Here is a 26,488-nt window from a genome sequence, read left to right as displayed (position 1 = left end):
TTGTTTGAATGAGCATTTAGCAAAAATTATGGATGAACATGGTGAATATTGTCTTCGAGTAGCTTATTTATATGTTAAAGACTGGGCTATTGCAGAGGAAATCGTCCAGGATGTATTTTTTGCCTATTATCGTCAGCAGGAGCGCTTTGAACAACGATCCTCACTAAAAACATATTTAGTAAAAATAACAGTACATAAAAGTCATGACTATTTACGAAGCTGGAAAAATAAGCGCCATATTTTATTTGAAAAACTGCATATTGGAGTTAGCAAAAGGACGCCTGAAAAAGATGTACTTGAAAAGGATGAGCGAAGAATTTTGACAACGGCATTGTTTGAGCTTCCGATTATCTATAGAGAAGTAATCATTCTTTATTATTATCAAGAATTAAAGGTTCGAGAGATAGCAGAGGTTCTTATGTGTACAGAAAATACTGTGAAAACAAGACTGCGTAGAGCTAGACAAATATTGCTGGAAAAACTGGATAAGAATCATTGGGAGGTGCTAGAAGATGACGTCTTTTAAGGATAAACTGGATAAAGAGCTTGGAGAAGCCCCGCGTTTCTCACGACAATTGCAGGAGCGTATTTTGCAAAATGTAAATCAGCAAAATAAGCAATCTAGTAGGTGGCAATATCCAACGATTATTATTGGGACAGTCGTGACTTTACTCTTTTTGATTTTAATTGGCCCATGGAAGCAAGTAGATACTGCTAAGCATGCTACCATTGTGGAACTTGTGCAACATGAAGATATTAAACAATTTAACATTGCACAAAATTGGAAGGAAGATACCTTTAGGGCTGGAAGAACTGGCTGGAATTTAGGACAAAAAGGTTATAAAGAAGGTATGGAAACAAAGCTCCTTGCCAATGCACTTCAAAAGTCAGTCGTATCGCAGAAGGATAATAATTATTTTTCATATAGCGATGTATGGGTGGAGTTTGATAATGGGCAGGTTGTACAGCTAAAAATGTACTTATATGATGGGCAATTAGGTTTTATCGATCAACACACAAATATCTTTTATAAAGTGAAAGATGACAACGCTGCGTCAGCTTTTATTGCTCTTATGCAAAAAAGAGAAAAAGACATTAGTTTTGGTGAGATGTTTACTTTTATAATAACTGCTCTCTTCTTAGGGTGGCTATTAGAAAAAACTATTCAAAAAAAGTATAGCATTCCAAAGGAGCCGAAATATATAAATAGAAGCCATCAACGTACAACGTTTATTTTTAAATGTTTACAAACAGCAGCTTTAATTTTATTTAATATAAATGATTGGTTTTTATATACAGTGGCAATATGCGGATTTTTAGCTATTTCCACGTTAAGTTCTATTATGATTGAATATTATTATGGGCGGGAAGAAAAAAGGCATTATGTATCGATAGGTTCATTTATTCTACTAGTGCCACTAATAATTGTATTGATCATTTATTTTTCATAAAAAGAAGAGATGCTATTCCTGAGCATCTCTTTCTGATGCATTACTAAATTAATTTGGAGCTTTCTTGCGTAATATAAAAAATATATATTATAGGAAGAGAAACTGTAATCATGACAATTCTCCGCCATTTGAAAATCGACCGTACCGTACCGGACTGAGCAATGTATTCCTAAAAGCACCGCCAATATAATAGGACACAAGCTATAAACTTGAAGCACTTCCCTTTTGATAGACAGCTGTTTGACTCACTGTGGCAGAAGTTTAAGGTATGTGTGGTAAAAAAGGCTAAGCATGCTAGAGCAAGCCTGATAACAATGAACGTACTTTATGTTAATAAGCCACTAACTAATAAAAACCCCTAAATTTTCGGATAGTATTGATCCCTACTTTACCTGCAATTGAATTAGCGGTCGACGAACCAACAACCCCTGAATAGCTTTTAAAGATTTACGACCACGCTCGTTCACTCCAACTAGCTAGCTCATCTCCTGTAAAGCCATTTCGTTAATAAAATTCCTTATTATTTGAAGTTTAATTCTTTAATAAAATTATTAATTTGCGGTAATGCAGTATTAGTTGAAAAGTATAGTTTTTACTTGCATGCTATAACAAAGGTTTTTTCATGAAAACTAATTGGAATAGTTGCTTTTACGTTTAAATAACATCACTAGCCATAGTTAAATAAGAATGTACACAATTCCTTTTGAAGGAAAAATGTATATTTGAATAATAAAAATGAATAGGTAATGATCATTCAATTTGAAATATGCACAACATGTATTTTGTTTATTAAAGTGGAAATTTATTAAAAGTTAAAAATATCATTTAATATTATTTTTTGGTTTCTTTTTATGTAAAAAATTTCTTTTGTTTAAGTTTTAAAATTCTCTTTTATTCTAAATATTTCTATGTGTTGAATATTCGAAAATGATTTATGGAGAAGAGTGAAGAAAATAAGTGAATCAGAAAAACATGAACTATACATAGATTGAATGTGAAAATATGCACAAATTTAATTATATTAGAATAACTTTTATGAACAAAGGTAATAGTGTGGAAAAGTAATATTAGCTAAAATGTGTTGTGGTTTTCCTTTAATAAACAGCTATTTACTTAGAGGTTATAGGGTTTTCGATGTAATACAACAAGGGTAAAAAATAAAAAACTTTTTGGGGAAATAATATTTTTTTGAAAAACTTCTTGCATTTGAATAATTCTAAGTGGTAAATTGTTTTACAAGGACGTTCATAAAGTTTTCACAAGTAGCAAAAGAGGGGAGAAAAGAGAATTTATGAATAAAAATAGATGGTTAATTGCATTATCCGCAATCGCTATTCATCTTTCGATCGGTGGAGCCTATGCATACAGTGTATATAAGCTACCGATTGTCACAGAGATGGGTTGGAGTGAAACAAACGTAACGATTGCCTTTACAATAATGATGGGGCTTGCTGGTTCTTCTGCAGCATTATTTGGTAACTTAGTAGAGAAAATGGGGCCACGTAAGTCTGCGATGATAGCAGCTGTTCTATTTGGAGCAGGACAAGCTGGTGCTGGTGTGGCGATTTCAATGGATTCCGTAACAATGTACTGGTTAACATATGGTTTACTAAGTGGATTGGGTATGGGGATTGGTTATATTTCACCTGTATCGACATTAGTAAAATGGTTCCCAGACCGCCGAGGTTTAGCAACAGGTATGGCTGTACTTGGATTTGGATCAGGGGCACTAATTACAGCACCGGTTGCAGCTAACTTAATGGAGGCTGTGGGTATTTCTACAACTTACTATATTTTAGGGGCAAGTTATTTCACGTTAATGATTTTAGGGGCTTTATATATAGTACCGCCTGCACCTGATTATATGCCAGCGAATATGAAGGCTGCTGCAAAAAATGGTAAAGATGTTGTGAAAAAAGATTTAGCTGTAATGTCAGCGCGTGAAGCTGTAAAAACTAAGCATTTTTGGATGTTATGGGCGATGCATTTAGTAAACGTAACAGCAGGTATTATGATGATTTCTGTTGCATCTCCAATGGCTCAGGAAATTGTAGGGTTATCAGTTGCGGGAGCCGCAGCGATGGTAGGAGTAATGGGATTATTTAATGGTGGTGGTCGTTTAGTATGGGCTGCTGTGTCTGACTATATTGGTCGTTCGAACGTCTTTGTAATTTTCTTTATCGCACAGCTAGTTACATTTATCGTCTTACCATATACAACAAACGTAATTATTTTCCAAGCACTTATTTTCTTAGTTGTTAGTTGCTATGGTGGAGGCTTCTCGAATTTACCTGCATTTGCAAGTGATTTATTCGGTACGAAACAACTTGGTGTTATTCATGGTTATTTATTAACGACATGGTCATTAGGTGGTGTTTTTGGTCCGCTTTTAGTAAGCGCAATTAAAAATGCTTATGGAAGCTATATTCCAGTATTCTATGTGTTTACAGGATTAATTGCAGCTTCATTAATAATTGCATTAACGTTACGTGCAGATATACGTAAACAAACAGCATTAAAAGAAGCTTCTCAAAAGGTTGGAGACGTCTCCGCTACAAGATAAATTTTACTTTCAATTCGCACTTGAAGGTATTAGCCATATGAGTGTCATTTCGCACATGACGCTTGTATGGTCTTTTTTTGCAGTTATTGTTATATAACACTCGATTAATCTTTTTTTAATGTATAACAGCTGTTGTCTGATGTCAATATCATTACAGGAAATAAAGTGATTTCGCTACCAAAAGAGAATTTTTGCAACGAAAAGCAAATGCAAGTTTCAAGAATTAATTTTCAAATGGTTACCTAAAACTAGGTTTTTTTGTCACCCTCTGTTATCTTCATTCAGCGTGAAATTAAAACAGTACTGCCTTGTATATTGCTATTTAAAATCGTATTTGAGTAAGTCTAGTTAGAGTGCTGAATTATAACTTTTATTGATTGAATCTTTTTAAAAGTTAATGCGTATATAAAGTAAATAAGGAGGCGGCAAATTGATATGGGGAAATTTTCTTTGAATGAATTTATCAATAAAACACAACAGGATGAAAACGAAAACGAATATTTCGAGTTAGAAACTGAGCGTGTACTAGAGGTCAACCTAAATGGTGAAGTTTGGTCGAAAATGGGTGCGATGATTTCTTATACAGGCGATATAAAGTTTGAGCGTGAGCGTGTGTTGGAGCATGGTCTAGGTAAAATGTTTAAAAAGGCCATAACAGGCGAAGGTACTCAACTTATGAAAGCGAAAGGGAGCGGGCGACTGTATTTAGCCGATCAAGGAAAAAAAGTAACGATCTTCGATTTAAATGATGAAATTATTTGTGTCAACGGTAATGACTTACTTGCATTTGAGCCAAGTGTAGAGTGGGATATTCATTTAATGCGTAAAGTGGCAGGAGTCATGTCAGGTGGGTTGTTTAATGTAACATTACAAGGAACAGGAAAAGTAGCGATAACGACACATTTCGAACCGTTAACCTTGTTAGTGAAGCCAGGTGAGACGGTTTATACGGATCCACATGCTACAGTTGCATGGTCAGGCAATTTGACACCAGAGTTTAAAACAGATATTAGCTTCCGTACTTTTATCGGTCGTGGGAGCGGTGAGTCCATTCAAATGTCGTTTTCAGGTGAAGGATTTGTCATTATTCAGCCGTTTGAGGAAGTGTATATGTCTAAAGAAGGCTAAAAAAAGCGTGTCCGTATTTTAGGACACGCTATTTATGTGATAAGAAATCGATGATAGAAGTCCGAGATACAGTAATATTACAGTGCTGCGTTCATCCCTGCGATACGTCCTGTAACAAGTGCAGACGTTATATTATAGCCACCTGTGTAGCCGTGAATATCAAGGATTTCACCGCAGAAGAATAATCCAACCTTTTTCTTTGAGGCCATCGTCTTTGGTTCAATCTCTTTAACAGACACTCCGCCCCCAGTGACAAATGCTTTTTCAAGAGACTGCGTACTACTAACCGTCATTGTGAAATTAACGAGTAGTCTAGCTAAGTTACGAATTTTTTCCTGTGATAATTCAATGCCTGTCATTTGTACATCGATATCTGCACGTTCACACAAAAATAACAACCAGCGTTCAGGCGCAATTCCTTTCCAAACATTTTTCACTGCTTTTTTTGGATCTTCTTTTATCAACCTGTTTAAATATTGCAGACACGTCTCTTCATTATAATCAACAAGGGTTTGAATACGCATTGTCACAGGCTCGTAACCTGTTTTCATTAATTCTTTAACGACAAATTGACTACAGCGTAAAATAGCAGGACCGCTTAATCCGAAATGGGTAAAGAGCATATCCATTTGATGGGTTACAAGTACTTTGCCCTTTTTGTTTAAAACGGAGACAGCGACATCTCGTAACGCTAGCCCTTGTAGCTCACGAGCTTGAATAAAGTCCTCTTTTGAGATAACAGGAACCTCAGTAGGGAAAAGTGTTGTGATTGTATGACCAGCACGTTCTGCCCATGGATAACCATCTCCTGTTGAGCCTGTTTGTGGAACAGCTTTCCCACCAACCGCAACGACGACGGCCTCACTGCGAATTTCAGTGCCATCTGTAAGGCGTACCCCAAGAATTTTTTCCTCATCCATTAGAAGCTTATTAACGGGTGTGTTTAAGCGTACTTCAACATGAAGCCGCTGAAGCTGACGAATAAGTGCATCGACTACATCTTGAGCACGATTAGATACGGGGAACATACGCCCATGATCTTCCTCCTTTAATCCCACACCCAGTCCTTCAAAAAATGCGATAATATCTTCGTTATTGTAAACCGTAAAAGGACTGTAAAGAAAACGACCATTTCCAGGAATGTGCTTAACTATTTCTTCAACAGACAAACGATTGGTAACATTACAACGACCACCGCCAGAAATGGCCAATTTTTTACCGAGCTTCGTCCCTTTTTCTAGTAATAAAACTTTCTTTTTACGCTCTCCAGCAGCGATAGCGGCCATTAAACCGGATGGGCCACCGCCGATAACGATAACATCGTACATATATTTAAAAACTCACTTTCTTTTCAAATTAGGAATCTTTCCTATTATACATGAAGTCTATATAGAGGGGCTTCTTTCACATTGAAAATACGGCAAAAGTATTTTATAATTTCTTATCTTCTACTTTCACGTTGCTCTTCATCATAACGTGTGGTTGATTTCCGTTCCGACTGGGCGCTTTGCCGCTGCCGCTTCGCTTTCGCGCAGATAAAACATTTGTAGCTGACGCTTTGCTTTCGCTACAGAAAACATTTGTTGTTGCTGTCGCTTCGCTTTCGCACAGACAAAACATTTGTTGCTGACGCTACGCTTTCGCACAGAGCAAAGCTTCCTGGGGGCGTCCGATGAGCCGCTTTACTCGCGTTGCTCGCTGCAGGGTCTCATCTGTGACGCTAATCCCCAAGGAGTCGCCCAGTCTCCACTACAATCAACTTATACACATGACATAAGTTTTAATACAATGTATCCCAAACTTTCGGTGAAGGGCAGAAGATGGGAAATTGAAGTGTTTTTAAGTGAGATAAAGTGCTTGTTGATTGAACGAATAATCGGTGTAGGATAACCTCACTGATGAAAGTTTTACTTTATCTGTATTGTCTGCATGAAATGAATGTCTTTTCATGCTATTATGGTAAAGGTTATGCACTAAATTATGAGGTGAAAAATAGAATGTGCGGATTTATAGGCTATATTAATGGAACAAATGTGATTGATCATCATCAAACGATTGAAAATATGATGAATACAATTATTCACCGTGGACCAGACAGCGGTGGGATTCACAGTGATGATAAAGTAACTTTAGGATTCCGTCGATTAAGTATTATCGACTTATCAGACGTGGCGAATCAACCGTTATACAGTGCGGATGGTAACATCGTTCTCGTATTTAATGGAGAAATTTTTAATTTCCAAGAGTTACGTGCTGATTTGATTGCAAAAGGTCACAACTTTAAAACACACTCTGATAGTGAAGTTATTATTTATGGTTATGTTGAATACGGAGTAGAGTTTGTCAAAAAGCTTCGCGGAATGTTCGCATTCTGTATTTGGGACAAGAAGAATGACTTACAATTCATCGCTCGTGATGGGTTTGGTATTAAGCCACTGTATTACACAGAAAATACAACGGATGGTACTTTTATTTTCGGTTCAGAAATTAAATCATTTTTACCGCACCCATCATTTATTAAAGAATTAAATAAAAATGCACTGCGTCCTTATTTAACGTTCCAATATTCTTCAATGGACGAAACGTTCTTTAAAGGTGTGTACAAATTACAACCAGCACACTATATGCTTATTCAAAATGGTAAAAAGAAAATTGTGCAGTATTGGGATAAAAAATTCCATGCGAAAGAAGCTCCTATTGAAAAATATGTAGAAGACATTCGTACGACAGTAAGTGAATCAGTTGATGCGCATCAAATAAGTGATGTAAAGGTTGGTTCTTTCTTATCAGGTGGTATTGATTCAAGTTATATTACATCGTTATTACGCCCGGATAAATCCTTCTCTGTCGGCTTCTCTGACTACGAAGATATGTTTAATGAAACAAACTTAGCAAAAGATTTATCGGATACATTAAATATTCAAAATGAGCGTAAATATATTTCTGCAGATGAGTGTTTTGAAGCATTACCAAAAATTCAGTGGCATATGGACGAGCCGCAATCGAATCCATCTTCTGTACCGCTTTACTTCCTTTCTGAGTTAGCATCGAAGGATGTAACAGTTGTACTTTCAGGTGAAGGTGCGGATGAAATCTTTGGTGGCTACTCATGGTATCAAAACTCTGGCAAAATGCAAAAATATGAGAAAGTTCCATTTGGGATCCGTAAGGCATTACGTGGTATTGCAGAGGCATTACCTAAAAATCAGTACACGCACTTCCTTGTTAAAGGTGGTCAAACGGTAGAAGAACGCTTTATTGGGGAAGCGGTTGTATGGGATGAAGAAGATGCATTAAATGTCTTAAAGCCAGACTATAAAAATGGTCCATCTGTAAAATCGATTACAAAACGTATTTACGATGAAGTACCAGGTGATGATGATGTTACTAAAATGCAGTATCTTGATTTAAATCTTTGGATGCCAGGCGATATTTTATTAAAAGCAGATAAAATGAGTATGGCTCATTCTATCGAATTACGTGTACCGTTTTTAGATAAAGAAGTGATGGAATTAGCGAAAAACATTCCATCAAGATATCGCGTAAATGATATTGATACGAAATATGTTCTTCGTCAAGCTGCACATAAGGAATTACCTGAAGAATGGGCAAAACGTCCAAAGCTTGGTTTCCCAGTGCCAATTCGTCACTGGCTACGTGAAGAAAAGTATTACAAGATGGTAAAAGAAATGTTTACAACTGATTTTGCCAATGAATTCTTTGATACTAAGCAATTAGTAGGCTATCTAGATGAGCACTATGAAGGAAATGCGAATCGTGGACGTTATATTTGGACAGCTTATGTGTTCTTAGTATGGTATAAACAATTTTTCGTAGACATGTAATAGAGAAGTAACTTTAATCGGTGGAGGTTTTCTAAATCTCCACCGATTATTTTAAGCCTTCTACTTTCCACAAGGAGAACACAGCCGATATTTTTTTTTGATTGAACTGTATTTTTCTAGAACTTTTAATGTATTTATGCGTCTGTTTTCTTATAAATATGTTAAGATAACAGTTGGTTTACTTATTTAATATTTTGCTATGCTATGCTTTCATGTTATTTTACTGAATATTGTTGGTCAGTAAAATTTTGTTAATAAGAGACAGCTATTGTCTGTGTGACAGCGTTTGCAAATGAAACCGCTCAGGTATCCAGTAAAAGTGCTCGGGTAGCAGGTGAAACCGCTCAGGTATCCGCAAAGTTGCTCAGAAAGCAAATTTAAACCTCGAATACTTTGTAAAACGTCCCACTCTGCTTTATCCGAAGAACATATAGATAGGGTGCTACCGAAGCAAGTGTCTTTACAGCAATTATTTTATAAGTCTTTTTCTAAGTGTTATGATAATGAAAATCTTGATTTTACGATGAATGGATGGGTACGATGTCCAATTTAATGAAAGGTACTGCGATATTAACAATGGGGATGTTTTTATCGAAGGTGCTCGGATTAATTTATATTTTTCCGTTTTATGCAATTGTGGGTGAGGAAAATGTCGCGCTCTATCAATATGCATACATCCCTTATTCGATTATGCTGGCAATAGCCATCTCAGGTGCGCCAATTGCTGTATCCAAGTTTGTTTCTAAATACAATGCAATCGGTGATTACCAATCAGGCCGCAAACTTATGAAGTCAGGCATACTTATTATGTTGATAACGGGTTTTGCTGCATTTCTTACACTCTTTTTATTAGCGACGCCAATCGCGGGTCTTGTTATTAAAAGTGATGACCAGGCATTTACGGTAGAGCAAATTGCCTCAGTTATGCGCTGGGTCAGCTTTGCATTAATTGTCGTGCCATTTATGAGTCTTTGGCGTGGGTTTTTCCAAGGCTATGATAAAATGGAGCCTACAGCAATTTCGCAGTTAGTAGAGCAAATTGTTCGTATTGTTGTGTTATTGGGTGGTTCATTCCTAGTTGTAGTAGTTTTCAATGGGAAACCATCAACAGCTATTTCCTTTGCAGTATTTGCTGCCTTTATCGGGGCAATTGGTGGATTGCTGGTACTCTATTATTATTGGAAAAAATATCAGCCTGAATTTGATTTACTGCGCAGTCAAAGCGTTACGTCTACGCAGCTACCAATGTCCAACATATATAAAGAAGTAATTACGTATTCAATTCCAATGGTATTTGTAGGCGTTGCTAATCCATTATTCCAATTAGTCGATATGCTCACATTTAATGGAGCTATGACATCAATAGGATTAGCGGAAGTAACGGATAAGTATTTATCAATGATTAACTTTACAACACATAAGGTTGTCATTATTCCAGTAATGCTAGCTACAGGTTTTTCAATGGCGCTAGTACCGACGATTACAAAATACTATACGCAAGGTGAATATTTATCGTTACGACATGCAATGGATAAGACATATCAAATGTTGATTTTTATTACATTGCCAGCAGTAGTTGGGATTTCATTGTTATCAAATGAAATATACTATATGCTCTATTCTGAAAGTGAGATGGGGGCTACGATTTTAGCCCATTACGCACCTGTTGCTATTTTATTTGCATTGTTCCAAGTGACAGCAGCTCTTTTACAGGGCATTGATTTCCAAAAGTGGATTGTTCTCAGCTTATTATCAGGAATTTTAGTAAAGCTAGCCATTAACATTCCTTTAATTCGTTGGATGGAGGCGGATGGTGCGCTTCTTGCTACAGCTATTGGCTATAGTGTGTCAATTATCATTAATGTTCTTGTACTCCGTCATACACTAAACTACAGATCAGAAATGGTTATACGACGTGTATTGCTTATTTCTTGTTTGACGATGGCAATGGCGGTAAGTGTACTAATCGTTCATAAACTTTTAGATTTATTAATGGGACCAGTAGATGGTAAATTCTCTGCATTAGTTTATTCTGTTATTTGTGCTGGAGTAGGTGTAGCAGTATATGGCTATTTATCCTTACGCTTAGGCTTAGCACAAAAACTTCTCGGTGAACGATTGACAAGAATTACGAACAAACTGGGGATTAAATAGGAGGTATTATGCGATTAGATAAATTACTGGCGAATATGGGCTACGGTTCACGCAAGGAAGTTAAGCAGCTTCTAAAGCAAAAAGCAGTGACAGTAGATGGCGCATATGTGAAGGATTCTGCATTGCATGTTGACCCTGAAAAGCAGGATGTCTCCGTTTTTGGTGAACGTGTTATTTATACAGAATTTGTATACTTTATGATGAATAAGCCTCCTGGAGTTATTTCTGCAACAGAAGATTTACGAGATGAGACCGTCATCGATTTGTTAGAGCCTTTACATCAACATTTCCAACCTTTCCCGGTAGGTCGCTTAGATAAAGATACAGAAGGATTATTGCTGTTAACAAATGACGGCACGTTAGCGCATAATTTATTGTCTCCTAAAAAACATGTGCCAAAGGTCTATTATGCTCAAATAGAAGGAATTGTCACGGAGGAAGACTGTGAGAAATTTGCTCAAGGTGTTGAGCTAGACGATGGTTATGTAACAAAACCAGGAGAACTCATCATATTAAAATCTGCTCAGCAATCCGAAATTGAGTTAACGATCCAAGAAGGTAAGTTTCATCAGGTGAAGCGTATGTTTGAGGCAGTAGGTAAACGTGTAACATATTTAAAAAGGCTGTCGATGGGTAACTTAAAGCTAGATGACAAGCTAGCATTAGGTAAATATCGAGAGTTAACGGCTGAAGAACTAGCATGCTTACAAAATAGAGATTAAAGAATACCTCGATGCTAACGACGATTAGTATCGAGGTATTTTTTATATACATACTTATACTAGTAAATGTATAATATGATATATCTTTTAAGAATCGTTATTTAGTCTACGGTACTAATAAATCCCTAGTTTCAGAAAAAATGATGGTGAAAATGAGTAGAGGACATATTAATGAAAAACTTGAGAATTAAATTATTCATATCTTTAATTGCCTTTGCATTAGTTCTGGTTGCTGTAATTTCTTATGTCAACAGGCAAATACTAGTAGCAGATATAGAAGAACAAGAAGCCGTGAATAGAACGTTAATCGAAAATCATATTCTGACAGATATGCAAGCTGTAGATAATGCACATTATTATTTTGATAAAAATATCTCTATAAAAATGGAAGAAGTATTAAGGGGACTTATTACATATTATGAAGAAAATCCAGATGTAGCGACGTGGGATTTGCAAAAGATTAAAAACGAGCATGGTATGGATGTGTACATACTCGATCAATCAAATACCGTAATTTATACAACTTTTAAAAAAGATAAAGGGTTGAATTTTTCCAATTGTTGCAAACGTTTTTCTTCTTTACTTGATGAACGTCGAGCAAGCGGGGAATTCTACAGTGATGGCATAGATATTTCGACGACCACCGGGGGATATCGAAAATTTGGCTATTTAGCAACACCGGACAACAAATATTTGTTTGAGCTAGGTATAGACTTACTTGATGATCCTGTATTCCAAACCTTTAACTTTGACAAAACTTCTGAATATTTAATTGATAAATATGCTGATTTGATAGAAGTACAAACGATAAATGCGGGAGGCGTTTTCTTTGATGATTCTAAATCCAGTAAAATAACTGTGAAAGATCAATCGGAAAAATTTCAAGAGCATTTTGAACTAGCAAAAAACACGATGAAGCCAACGGAATTTCAAAAAGAGTTTAAAGATGGCTATATCGAAAAGTATCGTTTTTTACCATATGAAGCCGAAGCGATTCGAGGGGAATCTTCAAAAAGGGTTGTATATGTGAAATATGGGAACTTTACAGAACTAAAGGCACTAGATAAAAATATAAAGCAGTTTCGGATATTGCTTTGTATTGCCTTAGTAACTTCTTTTATTATGCTATTAGTCATCAATAAACTCCTTTCTAAAACGATTCATCTTGCAACATACGATCCATTAACAAATGTTTATAATCGTGCTACTTATATTAGAAAAATGGACAACTTATTAAGGAAAAGGAAGTTGAATCAACCTGGTTTATTGTTGTTAGATTTAGATAATTTTAAACAAGTAAATGATCGATTTGGACATAGTGAAGGGGATAAAATCCTCATTGAAACAGCAAAAATTTTAAAACAAGAAGTGAGAGGTCAAGGCTTTGTTGTAAGGTTTGGTGGGGATGAATTTGCAATTGTTTTATATGACACGAAGCATGAAGCTATGCAGCAATTAGCGAATTCTATTTTGGAGAAAATACACCACTTGAAGGATGAAGATAAAGTCACTATTGATAGATGGTCTGTACTTTCGGTTAGTATGGGTGGTACCATTTGCATTCATTCAGATGAGACGGAAAGAAGCTTATTTGAGCGTGCAGATAAGGCATTATATCAATCGAAAAATGCTGGTAAAGATCAATATTCTAGTTATGAAGAAGTTGCTGCTGATAAATAAAGATAACGCCTCTGGACGTAATTACGCCAAGACGAAATTAATAATCATTCGCTCCATTACTATAAGTGAGTCCAAGTAAGTATTTCATATACTTAAGGTTCGCTAAAAGAAATGGAGCGATTTTTTGTCTGAAGTCTAATTACTGTTGAAGCTTGAGTTTTGATCTATAAAAAATACAGCTGCATAAAACAATAACAGCAATGACTGCAAACAGTGCATTCATATAATGTGATAATAGCCACCCACCGATAATTGGCCCAATAAAGCCCCCGAAATTTTTAAATTGGGCTGCCCCTAAATAAGTTGCCTTTTGTGTATCAGGTGCAATTTCATCAATCATGATACTCATAGTTGGAAAGGCGAAAATTTCACCAATCGTAAAAATAATCATAGCGATAATATACAGCGGATAATTATTTGAGAAGCCGAATAATAAAAGACCAAACGCCAAAAACAAGATTCCTACTAATAGAGTAACTGAAGATGAAAAACGTTCTGAAAGAATACTAATCGGTAATTGTAGTAATAATACAACTGCTGCATTTAGTGAGATTAAGAGAGAATAAAGCTTAGTACCATCTTCAATTTTAAGCTCAATGATTTGTGGCAGTGTTGAATCAAATTGAGAGTAGCCAATATTTATTAAAATAGCACCAAAAATAAAACTTAGTAGTACACGATTTGTTAATAGTATTGTGAAGGTTTGCATTATTTTTGTTTGTGTTGAAGCTTTTTGTTGTTGCATTTCATAGCGATTCAAAACGAAAAATAAAAATACAGCATAAATAATATACATAGTTCCTGTCAGCATAAAAGGAATACTTGGGCTGGATAATTGAGAAATATAAACACCAATAACGGGGCCGATAACCGCTGCTATATTAATGGCTGTATAGCGCAATGAAAACAATCTTTTTCGTTTGTCAGCGGGAGTAAAATCAATCATTAATGCTTGGGTTGAAGGTTCGAAGAAGGAACGACATAAGCCATTCAAGGCGTTTAGTGCAACGAAGAACCAAACAGTTTGTGCTGTTGCAAAGCCAAAGAACACGATGCTCCAAACAATAATAGTAAGCAAAATGACGCTTTTCCTACCAAATCGATCTGTTAAATAACCACCTATGAACCCTCCTACAGTAGAGATTAGCGGTGCAATACCAATTGTCAAACCTATTTGTAAAGGGGAGGCTTCAATTTCATTATGTAGATAAATTGCTAGAAAGGGCATCGCCATAAAACTTGCAATGCGTGTGAAAATAGTTCCGCCTAAAATAATCCAAACGAGTGGATGAAACATTTTGGCTAGTTGCATAGAAAATCCTCCTTCCAAAATGTAGAATGTTTAGATTTTAAAGGATTGTTATGCAATTGTAAATAGTCAAAAAATAATTGGGGATATACTGAAAAACGAGATATTAATAAAAATGCAAGTAATTCTTATAAATATAGGGGAGAAATGCTTTACATAATAGGGTTCATTACCATAATGAGTGGTTGATTTCCGTTCCGACTGGGCGCTTTAGTGTTGCTGTCGCTTCGCTTTCGCACAGACGAAAACCACGTTGCTGCCGCTTCGCTTCCGCTACAGAAAACATTTGTTGTTGCTGCCGCTTCGCTTTCGCACAGATAAAACAATTGTTGCTGCCGCTTCGCTTTCGCACAGATAAAACAATTGTTGCTGCCGCTTCGCTTTCGCACAGATAAAACAATTGTTGCTGTCGCTACGCTTTCGCACAGAAAACAATTGTTGCTGCCGCTTCGCTTTCGCACAGATAAAACAATTGTTGTTGCCGCTACACATTCGCACAGAGCAAAGCTTCCTGAGGGCGTCCGATGTGCCGCTTGGGCCAAAAGAATGTTGGTCACGAAGGCGTTATCACAGGATGTGATGCTTTTAGCCTTCGTTCCTCTATCGCTGATCCCCAAGGAGTCGCCTAGCCGGAGCGAAGATCAACTTAAAGTAATGAACAGTTTTTTTAGAGGTATATACTTAGCGTTTTAATAAATGGTGGGGGGATCAACAAATAATAGTAAACAAAAAAAGAATGACCACGACGAAAGGTCATTCTTTTCCCATACAAAATGCTTTACGTATTAAACGTAAAAACTAAGACGTCAATTTTACTTTTTTCTTCGTCGTTGTCCATTTGCCTCGACTTGGACTCATCACCAAATCGTTAAAGGCTAACACGTTCAAATCTCTTTGAACAGTGCGAGGAGTGATACTAAACTCTTCGACTAAATCCTGTGTAGACACGGTTCCTTTGTCTAAAATAAACATGTACACGTCTTTAATACGATTAAGCATTCGATCAGTAGTTGGTTTCATAAATGAACCACTCCTTCATCTTATTTCTCTTGGCAAAGACTAGCGGACGACAATATGTGCGGAGTGCACTTAGGCTGATAAGTAGCTGCCTTAGACATCCCCTTTTCTAATTTTATATTCAGAACAATAATTCTGATAACTTCATTATATAGAAAAACTAGTTGATTTTCTAGTGAATGCAAGTGAAATTTACAATTTACACAAAAAATTAAACTGTATTTTGTGGGGGAAAATGAAGAATATTCTATATGTGGTAGTGTTTGAGTTAATTGCGAAAATAGTTGTCATAAAGATGATTGTAATTTATGGTGTAAAGAGTAGAATAATGTTAATACTTTAGAGGAGGTACATCGTATGGATTGGTTACAAGCTGCAAAAGAAAGGCAAGATGAATTGATACAAGATTTACAGGAGCTTGTGCAAATTAATAGTGTTCTCGATGAGAATACAATCACTACTGAAGTACCTTTTGGTAACGGTCCATTAAAGGCTCTTGAATGGTTATTAGCAAAAGGCCATGCTGAAGGACTGCAAACAAAAAATGTTGATAATTATGCAGGTCACATACAAATGGGTGAGGGTGAAGAGTTATTAGGTATTTTATGTCATGTTGACGTAGTACCAGCTGGTGATGAAAAAAATTGGACATACCCACCCTTTAGCGGCACTATAGCAGATGGTAAGCTATTTGCTCGTGGCGCAATAGATGATAAAGGACCAACAATTGCAGCATGGATGGCCATGAAACTTGTCAAAGATGCTGGTATTGAGCTCAATAAAAGAGTGCGTATGATCATCGGTACGGATGAAGAAACAGGCTTCCGCTGTGTCGACCACTATTTTAAACATGAGGAAATGCCGGCTATTGGATTTGCACCGGATGCGGATTTCCCGCTCATTAATGCTGAAAAAGGCATTGCAGAGCTAGTGTTCTCTCAACATAAAACAGGTGATTCTTCGAAAGAACAGCTATTACTATTTAATGCTGGAAAGCGACCAAATATGGTACCTGATTTTGCGAAAGCGACAGTGCAGTTTGTTTCTCCACAATTCGAACAGAATTTTCACACATTTTTAAGCGAAAATCAGCTAGAAGGCTCTTTATTAATCGAGGGTTCTCGCTATATAATAACTATCAAAGGTAAGTCAGCTCATGCAATGGAGCCTGAAAAAGGTGTCAATGCAGCTGTTTATCTTGCAGCATTTTTACAACAAGAGATGACGACAGAGGCAAGTAAACAATTTGTCGACTTTATCGCAGATGTTTTTTATCAAGATCATTATGGCAACAAGCTTAATTTACAATTTGAGGACGAAATGTCAGGTAAGACTACATTAAATCCAGGTATTGTTAGCTATGATGTGGCTAATGGCGGTAGCATGGTCATTAGTATGCGTTATTCTGTCACATATCCTTTTGATGAAAAAATCACGGAAGCACAACGTTTAGCTGTGGCAAAAGGATTTTCATTGGATATTCAAGATGACTCAAAGCCTCATTATGTAAGTGAGGATGATGCATTCATTCAGACTTTAGCAGATATTTATAGACGTCAAACAGGGGACTATGAAACGCCTTTACTTTCTACCGGTGGTGGTACGTATGCACGTGTGATGAAAAAAGGTGTGGCATTTGGTATGTTGTTCCCAGGTGAACCTGACGTTGCGCATCGTGCAGATGAGTTTGTCGTTATTGAAAATCTCATAAAAGCAGCAGCTATTTACGCTGAAGCAATTGTTGAACTTGCAGGAAAGAAATAATTTAAATATGAAAAGGATGAACGTAACATGGCATATTCATTATGGAATGATCAAATCGTTGAAGAAGGATCTATTGCAGTATCTCCAGAAGACAGAGGTTACCAATTTGGTGACGGCATTTATGAAGTAATTAAAGTTTATAATGGAAATATGTTCACAGCACAAGAACACATTGATCGTTTCTATGCGAGTGCTGATAAAATTCGTCTTGTCATTCCGTATACTAAAGACGTATTACACAAATTATTACATGAACTTATTGAAAAAAATAACTTGGAAACAGGCCATGTTTACTTCCAAATCACACGTGGTACAACTTCTCGCAATCATATTTTTCCAGACGCAAGTGTACCAGCTGTATTAACAGGGAATGTTAAAGTTGGCGAGCGTTCATATGAAAATTATGAAAAAGGTGTTAAAGCTACTTTTGTAGAGGATATCCGCTGGTTACGTTGTGATATTAAATCTTTAAATTTACTAGGTGCTGTACTGGCAAAGCAAGAAGCGTCTGAAAAAGGTTGCTATGAAGCTATTTTACATCGTGGAGATATCGTAACAGAATGTTCATCAGCGAATGTTTATGGCATTAAAGATGGTAAGCTTTATACACATCCTGCTAATAACTTCATTTTAAACGGTATTACACGTCAAGTTATTTTAAAATGTGCTGAGGAAATTAATCTATCTGTTATTGAAGAACCGATGACAAAGGCTGATTTATTAACGATGGATGAAGTAATTGTGTCATCTGTATCTTCTGAAGTAACACCTGTGATCGATGTTGATGATAACAAAATTGGTACTGGAGTTCCAGGTGAATGGACTCGTAAATTACAGCAAGCATTCGAGGCGAAATTACCGCTTTCCATTAATGCTAATTAAGTTACTCTTTCAAGAGAGCTACCCTAACTTGGTTTTATCCAAGGCTACTAGGGTAGTTCTCTTTTTCTATAGAACAAATTATGGATGTTTTCTCCTGGAACGTCATGTAAAATAAAAGGATGACTACAGTTATAGATATTACTATAGAAATTTAAAAATAAAGAGTAAGTGTCGATGTAATGAATGCAAATAGATACTACGAATAATTTGCTCTTAGTAGTAAAATTAGCAAATTAGAGATAGGGCAAGTAAGATTGGAGTGACCTTAAAATGGCACAATTGGTGAAATTACAGGATTATATCTCACGCTATCAAATTGATTTAGCAAGATATCCAACACAATTTGTACGCTTAAAGCAAAGTCAATGGGAGCGTGTTAAGCGACAGTGGGAATTAGGGGAAGAAATTACTGAGTGGCAACATGCCGACAATGATTCAGAAAATCATTCTTTCGAAGAGAAGGAGCGATTTTCTTTATTCAAAAAATTATTTGCGGGTCGTCAGAAGGAAGATAATGAGGACGTTGAACAGATAGAAATAACGAATGAACTTGTGAGTGATGAAGATAGCATTCCAGAAGAAGAAACGACCTTAACATTTGAACCGAAAATTGTCTATGCACCGCAATCTATTCATGAATTAAAGCGAATGTTTATCGATCAATTTTTCCAGTTTCAAATGAAATGGGCAAGTTCAACACTACGTGAAAAGTCGTATGTAGATCCTCGTTTTATGCGTGATCCTTTGTTACGAAATTTATTGCAAAAACTACCGGATAATTATTTACTTTTTTATTACCCTATTTTACAAATCAGAAAAGCACCTATAGAGCTTGATGTTGTACTAATGTCACCAACAGAATGTATTTGTATAACAGTGCTAGAAGCGGAAAATCAAGCGGTTTATGTGGGCGGTAGTGATCGTTTCTGGATAAAAAAGGTAGGGACGAAGGATTCAAAAGTCCTTAATCCAATGATCAATTTAAATCGTATGGAATCTGTATTAACTCAATTATTTAAGCAGGATGAGATAAGTATGCCAATTCGAAAAATTGTTTTAACACGAAATGGCTATTTCGATTATCCGGGGTCACCTTATGGAATTCAATTTGTTGATCGTCGAAATTACTTAGAATGGATGGAGCAATTAAAGAAAGTATCCTCTCCAATGAAGCATATGCAAATTCGTGCTGCCCAAACGATTTTAAACACTGTACAAACAACATCCTTTAATAGGGATATTTGGCGGAAACCTTCTCAACTGGCTGAGGAATAATGAATGCAAGTATTATTTATTGTAAATGAAGCAGCGGGGCATGGAAAAGGTAAGAAAGTTTGGCATCACCTTCAACAGCATCTAACAATCAACTATCAGGTTGCCTTTACAGAATATGAAGGACATGGACAGGAACTTGCGAAAAAATGGGCGGAAGATACACAAACAAAAAAATTAATTGTTATAGTTGGCGGTGACGGCACAATACATGAGGTCGTTAGTGGTGTGTTACATAATGAATTTATCGTTATTGGTGTAGTGCGTGCTGGCTCTGGGAATGATTTCGCACGGTCTTTTACTACATTTCAAAATGTAGGACAAATCGAAACCTATTTGCAGACGGAAATGGCCAATAAAACGATGGATGTCGGAGCTCTTCATCTCGGGGCATGCCAACACGAAATATTTGTTAATAATGCAGGTGTAGGCTTTGATGCATTTGCTACAAAGCACATTAATAAATCCCGTTTAAAGTTTTACCTCAATAAAATAGGGCTCGGCAAGTTATCCTATGCTGTGGCTGTTATAAGAGGACTATTTAGCTTTGAACGTTTTGATGTAACCATTCGTACAAACGATCAAGAGTGGCAATTTCATCAGGCATGGTTTGTTGCGATGAGCAATCATCCTTATTTCGGAGGAGGTATGAAAATTTCGCCTTCCTCGAAACCTGATGATGGACAAATCGAACTAACAATCGTTCATGGTATTTCACGTCTCAAATTACTCCTTGTATTTGTCACAGTGTTTTTTGAAAAACATACAAAGTTTAAAGAGATCACTTTTTTGCAAGGTAATCAATTCGACATTATTATGCACACAAATGACGTTGACTGTCATACAGATGGAAACTATATTGGAGAAATTAGACAGGGGACGAGAATTCACTGTACAGTCCAACGTGATGTGTGGCAGGTCATATCAGAGGACCGTTAAAAACCAAAAGTTGGGATGACATTTGTTAAATCGTATATCCTGTATATGGAAGTTGATTGGAGCGAAGGTTAGACGCGGAACGGCAATCTTATAGTGATGAGTCAAAAAATATCATTTCGCAATAATTTCATGCGAATTTTATAGTAATAAGTTATACTATAAAAAATCAATAATTTTACAAGAAAGAAATGAGGAAAAAAATTGAGATTAAGAAATAAGCCTTGGGCGGAGGAAATGATTACGAATCATCCAGAGGTGATTGTTCCAAACCCTGAAGACTTTAAAGGAAATTGGCAGGCTGTTTTCGGAAATGACAACCCAATACATATTGAAGTAGGTACTGGGAAAGGTCAATTTGTCACAGGTATGGCTTTACAAAATCCGGATATAAATTATATTGGTATTGAACTTTATGATAGTGTAATTGTTTGTGCATTGGAAAAAATTTTAGAGGCTAAATCTCCAGCGAATTTACGATTATTAAAAGTAAATGGCGCAGATTTATATAAATATTTTGGAAAAAATGATGTTAATCGTGTGTATCTGAATTTCTCAGATCCTTGGCCGAAAACGCGCCATGCTAAGCGACGTTTAACGCACGGGGATTTTTTGAAATTATATGAGTCGATTTTGGTGGATAATGGGGAAATCCATTTTAAAACGGACAACCGTGGTTTGTTTGAGTATTCGTTAACTAGTATGTCTGAATACGGTATGTTACTTAAGTATGTATCACTCGACTTACATGCAAATATGCCTGAGGATAATGTTATGACTGAATATGAGCAGAAATTCTCTGCTAAAGGACAGCCAATTTATCGTCTCGAATCGCAATTCATTACTAAATAGGGGGAGAATGGATGGATAAGTTACAGTTTCACAAAATGTCATTATCATGGCTAAACGGGGGTGTCACTTGCCTTGATGGCGGTGCTATGTTTGGCGTTGTACCTAGACCACTTTGGTCACGTAAATATCCGGTAAACGAAAAAAATCAAATCGAGTTACCGACTGAGCCAATTTTAATTCAATATGAAGGTAAAAACTATTTGATTGATACGGGTGTTGGCTTTAACAAATTAAATGAAAAACAGTTACGTAACTTTGGTGTTACTGAAGAATCTACATTAGCGGCTAGCTTACAGGAGTTAGGATTAACTGCAGCTGATATTGATGTAGTATTAATGACGCATTTACATTTTGACCATGCTGGAGGTTTAACGCAATGGGAGGGTGATAAACTTATACCAACATTCCCAAATGCAAAAATCTTTGTGACGAAAATCGAATGGGACGAAATGCGTGAGCCAAATATTCGCTCCAAAAATACGTATTGGAAAGAAAACTGGGAACCCGTTCAACATTTAATAGAAACGTATGAAGGTACGTTAGAGGTAGCACCTGGTATTGAAATGATTCATACTGGTGGTCATAGTGATGGACATGCCATTATAAAATTGACTCAAAATGGCGAGGTATTATTGCATATGGCAGATATTATGCCAACACATGCCCATCAAAATCCATTATGGGTTTTAGCGTATGACGACTATCCAATGACAAGTGTCTTTGCCAAGGAACGTATAATGAAAGAAGGACTTGCGAATGGCTACGGTTTTATCTTCTACCATGACGCGTATTACCGCATGATTAAATGGGATGAAACAGGTAAAGAAATTGTAGATAAATTAGAACGCAGCAGACAAGCTGTTATTACATTCTAAACAAAAAACGTGTGAACCTATTGTGTTCGCACGTTTTTTTACTATGTTTTCATATATTAAAGCAATTGTTTTATCTGTGCGAAAGCGTAGCGACAGCAACAAATGTTTTATCTGCGAGAAAACGTAGCGACAGCAACAAATGTTTTATCTGCGAGAAAGCAAAGCGACAGCGACAATTGTTTTATCTGTGCGAAAGCAAAACGTCAGCAACAAATGTTTTATCTGTGCGAAAGCGAAGCGTCAGCAACAAATGTTTTCTGTGCGAAAGCGAAGCGTCAGCGGCAAATGTTTTCTGTAGCGAAAGCGAAGCGTCAGCAACAAATGTTTTCTGTAGCGAAAGCGAAGCGTCAGCAACAAATGTTTTCTGTGCGAAAGCGAAGCGTCAGCGGCAATTGTTTTATCTGTAGCGAAAGCGAAGCGGCAGCTACAATTGTTTTATCTGTAGCGAAAGCGAAGCGGCAGCTACAAAGCGCTCAGCCGGAACGGAAATCAACTTCACGTTATGATGATGAGCCTAATTGTCTATACTCCATTTTTTTGACACTTTTTTCGTGAACATCTTGGAAAGTATGATACACTAAAATCTATACTAAAACACAAAAGAGAGTTGAAATATACATGGCAACTGAGCAACCATTTTTACCAGTATTACTAGGATCAGATATGAATGCATATGGTATGGCACGTGCTTTTTACGAGGCATATGGTATTAAACCACTTGTATTAGGGCGTTCACATTTAACGGCAACGCAAGACAGCCATATCATAAATTTCCAAGAGATTGATCGCTTAAATGAACAGGATGTATTTGCACCTGCACTTGCAGAAATAGCAAAAAAATATTCTAATAAAAAACTACTGTTGTTAGCTTGTGGCGATGATTATGCAAAGCTTATTATCAAAAATAAGCCAGCATTGCAGGAGCATTTTACAGTACCGTATATTGATGAATCATTAATGGATGAAATCTTATTAAAAGAAAATTTCTATAAAATGTGTGATAAGTACGATTTTAAATATCCGGGTACGACGACTGTTAAAGCAGACAATTACGAAAACTTTACCCCACCTTTTGAATATCCAATTATTTTAAAGGCATCGAACTCGGTGGAATACTGGGCATGTTCATTCCCAGGTAAGAAAAAAGTATTCGTTGCACATGATGAAGCGGAAAAAACAGCTATTTTAAAAGCAATCTATAGCTCAACTTATCAGGACACAATGATTATTCAAGAATTCATCCCAGGTGACGATTCATATATGCGTGTATTAAATGCCTATGTAGGGAAAGACGGCAAAGTGAAGCTAATGTGTCTAGGAAACCCAATCTTAGAAGAGCATTCACCTGAAGGAATCGGTAGTTATGCAGCAATCGTTACAACATACGATAAAGAATTAATGGATCAAGTACGCTTCTTTTTAGAGGATATCGGTTATACAGGCTTTGCTAACTTTGATATGAAATACGATATGCGTGATAAAAAGTATAAGTTGTTTGAAATTAACTTACGTAATGGTCGTTCAAGCTATTATGTAACAGCGAGTGGTCATAATTTAATGAAGTATGTAGCTGATGACCATATGTTAAATATTGAACAGGATGTAACTTATGTTCAGGATAAGCATTTATGGATGATCATTCCTAAGGGTGTATTATTCAAATATGCCTCAAATGAAAAGCTTAAACTTGAAGCGAAAAAGTTAATTCGAGAAGGGCGCTATACAAACTCTCTTTACTTTAATCAAGATATGAATGCAAAACGTTGGGTGAAGCTAACGTTAAATAATTTAAATTATTATCGAAAATATAAAAAATACTTTAATAATAAAGGTTTGTCTGAGTAAACAAAGAAGCTTGGACATTACTAGCTGATAGTAAAGAAAAAAGAGAAATCGGTGCTGTTCGATTTCTCTTTTTCTATGTTTGACCAAGTTATTTTATTTTCTTTGCCCTATTTCTTTGTTAATGTTCCACGAGAGCAAATAGTGTGATTTGCTTTAAAGAGCGACAGTTTTGAGATTTATCGAGAACTTTTGATTGTTTATCGACCAACTTTTTTAATTTATCTCCCAACTTTATCGATTTATCACCCAACTTTTGAAAAATATCGACATCTACCTTCATGAAACACTATCTGACCGCACTGATAATTTACGGAAAAATTTAACATCAAAAAAGCGCGAGAAATCAACGTTTCTAAATTGATTTCTCACGCTTTTTAAGGTTTTGACCAGTTTTGACCCAGCCACTTTGTAGGGTTCAATTATTTTAATCGCGTATTGCTGAGTAAGGTTATACTTCTGTTAGCTCGACTACTACACCTGAACGAGCGTCAGCAGCAAATTCAAATGTTTGCATTTCGCCCTCATGTATACGTGAGATACCTCCACGGTATACTGGGATTGTCATAATGCCATTTGTGAAATTATCTGTTTTCATAAAAATCCAAGAACCGTCAATCGGTGAATCCTTTTTAAATTCCTTTTTTATGTTTTCTAGTACTTGTCCTGCAGGTACATATGGAGAAACCTTTTCACTTGCTTCTTTAACAATGACTGCGGCAGCTAGACCAGTTGCAACACCTATTAAAAAATCGCGTAATTTCATACTTTTTTCCTCCTTTATCTATTGCTTTATTTTAACATAGCATGCGGAGTGAATGCACGTTCATACATTAGTGCTTTTAAGAAATGTATCAATATTTCGAATTCAAAAATCAATTTTGCCTTGGCGTAATTGAGTCCGGATTTTGAATTGTGCCGCACAATTCATTCCTTTCAAAATCCGTGACATTTGCCAGAGGCTTTACCTTCATTCAGTAGGTGTTTGGATTTTATCGCACCACCTTCAGAGAAAGGAGTCTTCTACTGAATGAAGATAAATGTGATACAATAACAAGGAAGAATATTCTACTTCGTGGGGAGAGAGTCATCATGAATGAGGAAACATTACAATTATTTAAAACATTAACGGAATTACCAGGTGCGCCGGGTAATGAACATGCGGTACGTGCGTTCATGCGTTCTGAGTTAGAAAAGTACTCGGATGAAATCGTTCAGGATAATTTAGGGGGGATTTTTGGTGTAAAGCATAGCGATGTTGCTGATGCGCCAAAAATATTAGTTGCTGGTCATATGGATGAAGTGGCATTTATGGTTACTTCTATTACTGACAACGGGATGATCCGCTTTCAAACATTAGGTGGCTGGTGGAATCAGGTTATGCTAGCGCAACGCGTTGAAGTATTTACTAAAAATGGTGCGATTCCTGGTGTCATTTCATCAATACCGCCACATTTATTAACTGATGCAGAACGTTCTAAACCGATGGATATTAAAAATATGCTAATAGATGTTGGTGCAGACAATAAAGAAGATGCTATTGCACTCGGCGTTCGTCCAGGTCAATCGATTATCCCTGTCTGTCCATTTACACCAATGGCTAATCCAAAAAAAATTATGGCAAAAGCTTGGGATAACCGTTATGGCTGTGGATTGGCAATTGAATTGATGAAAGAAGTAAAGGATGAAAAGCTAGCCTCGCATTTATATTCAGGTGCGAATGTGATGGAAGAAGTTGGTCTCCGTGGTGCTCAAGTGTCCGCAAATATGATTAAACCAGATTTATTTTTTGCTCTAGATGCTTCACCTGCAAATGATATGTCTGGAGAAAAAAATCAATTTGGTCAGCTTGGCAAAGGAACATTATTACGTATTCTTGACCGTACGATGGTTACACATAAAGGCATTCGTGAGTTCATCTTAGATACTGCCGAATCGAATCATATACCGTATCAATATTTTGTATCACAAGGTGGTACGGATGCAGGACGTGTGCACACAGCAAATGACGGTGTTCCTAGTGCAGTAATTGGTATTTGTTCACGCTATATTCATACGTCAGCGTCAATTATTCATATTGATGACTATGCAGCTGCAAAGGCTTTAATTGTGGAACTAGTGAAAAAAGCAGATCGTTCGACATTAGCAACGATTCGCGCTAATGTGTAAATTAAAACATCCGCTGAAACAAGTTAA

At 36.5% G+C, this 26,488-nt stretch carries 23 protein-coding genes; 17 read left to right on the top strand and 6 right to left on the bottom strand.

Features of this window, described 5'->3' with window-relative positions; all coding sequences use genetic code 11:
• The first annotated feature begins 4 nt into the window (after positions 1–4).
• The 4 genes from QUF91_RS21340 (at position 5) to QUF91_RS21325 (ending at position 5,142) form a co-directional block, all read left to right on the top strand.
• Positions 5–526 carry a sigma-70 family RNA polymerase sigma factor gene (locus QUF91_RS21340; RefSeq protein ID WP_289419276.1) on the top strand — a complete coding sequence of 174 codons (522 nt, stop codon included), beginning with the start codon at positions 5–7 and terminating at the stop codon, positions 524–526.
• Complete coding sequence (locus QUF91_RS21335; RefSeq protein WP_289419275.1) at positions 513–1,451, top strand: DUF4181 domain-containing protein; 939 nt, start codon at positions 513–515, stop codon at positions 1,449–1,451. The genes QUF91_RS21340 and QUF91_RS21335 overlap by 14 nt, the downstream gene beginning before the upstream one ends.
• A 1,291-nt stretch (positions 1,452–2,742) precedes the next feature.
• Positions 2,743–4,014, top strand: a complete 1,272-nt coding sequence (locus tag QUF91_RS21330; protein ID WP_285398536.1) for an L-lactate MFS transporter — start codon at positions 2,743–2,745, stop codon at positions 4,012–4,014.
• Between the two features lie 435 nt (positions 4,015–4,449).
• On the top strand, positions 4,450–5,142 hold the full coding sequence (locus tag QUF91_RS21325) for an AIM24 family protein (protein ID WP_285398537.1): 693 nt from the start codon (positions 4,450–4,452) through the stop codon (positions 5,140–5,142).
• 77 nt (positions 5,143–5,219) lie between these two features.
• Here QUF91_RS21325 and QUF91_RS21320 read toward each other — a convergent pair whose 3' ends face one another.
• Together QUF91_RS21320 and QUF91_RS21315 are read right to left on the bottom strand one after the other, a co-directional pair.
• Positions 5,220–6,470, bottom strand: coding sequence for a BaiN/RdsA family NAD(P)/FAD-dependent oxidoreductase (locus QUF91_RS21320; RefSeq protein WP_289419274.1), 1,251 nt, complete (start codon positions 6,468–6,470; stop codon positions 5,220–5,222).
• 141 nt (positions 6,471–6,611) lie between these two features.
• Positions 6,612–6,788, bottom strand: coding sequence for a hypothetical protein (locus QUF91_RS21315; protein WP_289419273.1), 177 nt, complete (start codon positions 6,786–6,788; stop codon positions 6,612–6,614).
• A gap of 351 nt (positions 6,789–7,139) precedes the next feature.
• On the opposite strand from QUF91_RS21315, the gene asnB reads away from it, so the two are divergent.
• The 4 genes from asnB (at position 7,140) to QUF91_RS21295 (ending at position 13,543) form a co-directional block, all read left to right on the top strand.
• Positions 7,140–8,987 (top strand): asparagine synthase (glutamine-hydrolyzing), encoded by a 1,848-nt coding sequence (gene asnB / locus QUF91_RS21310; RefSeq protein WP_285398571.1) that lies wholly within the window; start codon positions 7,140–7,142, stop codon positions 8,985–8,987.
• 540 nt (positions 8,988–9,527) lie between these two features.
• Positions 9,528–11,141, top strand: coding sequence for a putative polysaccharide biosynthesis protein (locus QUF91_RS21305; RefSeq protein ID WP_289419272.1), 1,614 nt, complete (start codon positions 9,528–9,530; stop codon positions 11,139–11,141).
• An 8-nt stretch (positions 11,142–11,149) separates the two neighbouring features.
• Positions 11,150–11,863 (top strand): pseudouridine synthase, encoded by a 714-nt coding sequence (locus QUF91_RS21300; protein ID WP_285398541.1) that lies wholly within the window; start codon positions 11,150–11,152, stop codon positions 11,861–11,863.
• Between the two features lie 171 nt (positions 11,864–12,034).
• The gene (locus QUF91_RS21295) at positions 12,035–13,543 is read left to right on the top strand and encodes a GGDEF domain-containing protein (RefSeq protein ID WP_289419271.1); all 1,509 of its coding nucleotides are present in this window, start codon (positions 12,035–12,037) and stop codon (positions 13,541–13,543) included.
• Positions 13,544–13,682: 139 nt separating this feature from the next.
• Here the strand turns inward: QUF91_RS21295 and QUF91_RS21290 are convergent, their stop codons facing one another.
• The 3 genes from QUF91_RS21290 to QUF91_RS21280 form a co-directional block, all read right to left on the bottom strand.
• On the bottom strand, positions 13,683–14,855 hold the full coding sequence (locus QUF91_RS21290; RefSeq protein ID WP_289419270.1) for an MDR family MFS transporter: 1,173 nt from the start codon (positions 14,853–14,855) through the stop codon (positions 13,683–13,685).
• A gap of 149 nt (positions 14,856–15,004) precedes the next feature.
• Entirely contained in the window at positions 15,005–15,469 is a 465-nt protein-coding gene (locus tag QUF91_RS21285) for a hypothetical protein (protein ID WP_289419269.1), read from the bottom strand.
• A gap of 181 nt (positions 15,470–15,650) precedes the next feature.
• Positions 15,651–15,872: a DeoR family transcriptional regulator gene (locus QUF91_RS21280; RefSeq protein ID WP_049667439.1), complete on the bottom strand. Its 222-nt coding sequence runs from the start codon at positions 15,870–15,872 to the stop codon at positions 15,651–15,653.
• A gap of 354 nt (positions 15,873–16,226) precedes the next feature.
• Between QUF91_RS21280 and pepV the strand changes: the two genes are divergently transcribed.
• The 8 genes from pepV to QUF91_RS21240 all read left to right on the top strand — a co-directional run bounded on the left by pepV (position 16,227) and on the right by QUF91_RS21240 (position 24,295).
• The gene (gene pepV / locus QUF91_RS21275) at positions 16,227–17,633 is read left to right on the top strand and encodes a dipeptidase PepV (protein WP_289419268.1); all 1,407 of its coding nucleotides are present in this window, start codon (positions 16,227–16,229) and stop codon (positions 17,631–17,633) included.
• A 27-nt stretch (positions 17,634–17,660) separates the two neighbouring features.
• On the top strand, positions 17,661–18,515 hold the full coding sequence (gene dat, locus QUF91_RS21270; protein WP_285398547.1) for a D-amino-acid transaminase: 855 nt from the start codon (positions 17,661–17,663) through the stop codon (positions 18,513–18,515).
• 270 nt (positions 18,516–18,785) lie between these two features.
• Positions 18,786–19,790 (top strand): nuclease-related domain-containing protein, encoded by a 1,005-nt coding sequence (locus tag QUF91_RS21265; RefSeq protein ID WP_285398548.1) that lies wholly within the window; start codon positions 18,786–18,788, stop codon positions 19,788–19,790.
• A 3-nt stretch (positions 19,791–19,793) separates the two neighbouring features.
• Complete coding sequence (locus QUF91_RS21260) at positions 19,794–20,726, top strand: diacylglycerol/lipid kinase family protein (RefSeq protein ID WP_289419267.1); 933 nt, start codon at positions 19,794–19,796, stop codon at positions 20,724–20,726.
• Positions 20,727–20,927: 201 nt separating this feature from the next.
• On the top strand, positions 20,928–21,575 hold the full coding sequence (gene trmB / locus QUF91_RS21255; RefSeq protein WP_289419266.1) for a tRNA (guanosine(46)-N7)-methyltransferase TrmB: 648 nt from the start codon (positions 20,928–20,930) through the stop codon (positions 21,573–21,575).
• An 11-nt stretch (positions 21,576–21,586) separates the two neighbouring features.
• On the top strand, positions 21,587–22,450 hold the full coding sequence (locus tag QUF91_RS21250; RefSeq protein ID WP_289419265.1) for a YtnP family quorum-quenching lactonase: 864 nt from the start codon (positions 21,587–21,589) through the stop codon (positions 22,448–22,450).
• Positions 22,451–22,552: 102 nt separating this feature from the next.
• On the top strand, positions 22,553–23,005 hold the full coding sequence (locus QUF91_RS21245; RefSeq protein ID WP_289419264.1) for a hypothetical protein: 453 nt from the start codon (positions 22,553–22,555) through the stop codon (positions 23,003–23,005).
• Positions 23,006–23,068: 63 nt separating this feature from the next.
• Positions 23,069–24,295: a carboxylate--amine ligase gene (locus tag QUF91_RS21240; protein ID WP_285398554.1), complete on the top strand. Its 1,227-nt coding sequence runs from the start codon at positions 23,069–23,071 to the stop codon at positions 24,293–24,295.
• A 448-nt stretch (positions 24,296–24,743) separates the two neighbouring features.
• Here QUF91_RS21240 and QUF91_RS21235 read toward each other — a convergent pair whose 3' ends face one another.
• Entirely contained in the window at positions 24,744–25,058 is a 315-nt protein-coding gene (locus QUF91_RS21235) for a hypothetical protein (protein ID WP_285398555.1), read from the bottom strand.
• A gap of 326 nt (positions 25,059–25,384) precedes the next feature.
• On the opposite strand from QUF91_RS21235, the gene QUF91_RS21230 reads away from it, so the two are divergent.
• Positions 25,385–26,461: a M42 family metallopeptidase gene (locus QUF91_RS21230; RefSeq protein ID WP_289419263.1), complete on the top strand. Its 1,077-nt coding sequence runs from the start codon at positions 25,385–25,387 to the stop codon at positions 26,459–26,461.
• Positions 26,462–26,488 lie beyond the last annotated feature (27 nt).

Origin of the sequence: Lysinibacillus sp. G4S2 (assembly GCF_030348505.1) — a bacterium.
Lineage (GTDB): Bacteria > Bacillota > Bacilli > Bacillales_A > Planococcaceae > Lysinibacillus.
Note: the sequence above shows the minus strand (reverse complement) of the source record. Positions and strands in the feature narration are given on the sequence as shown.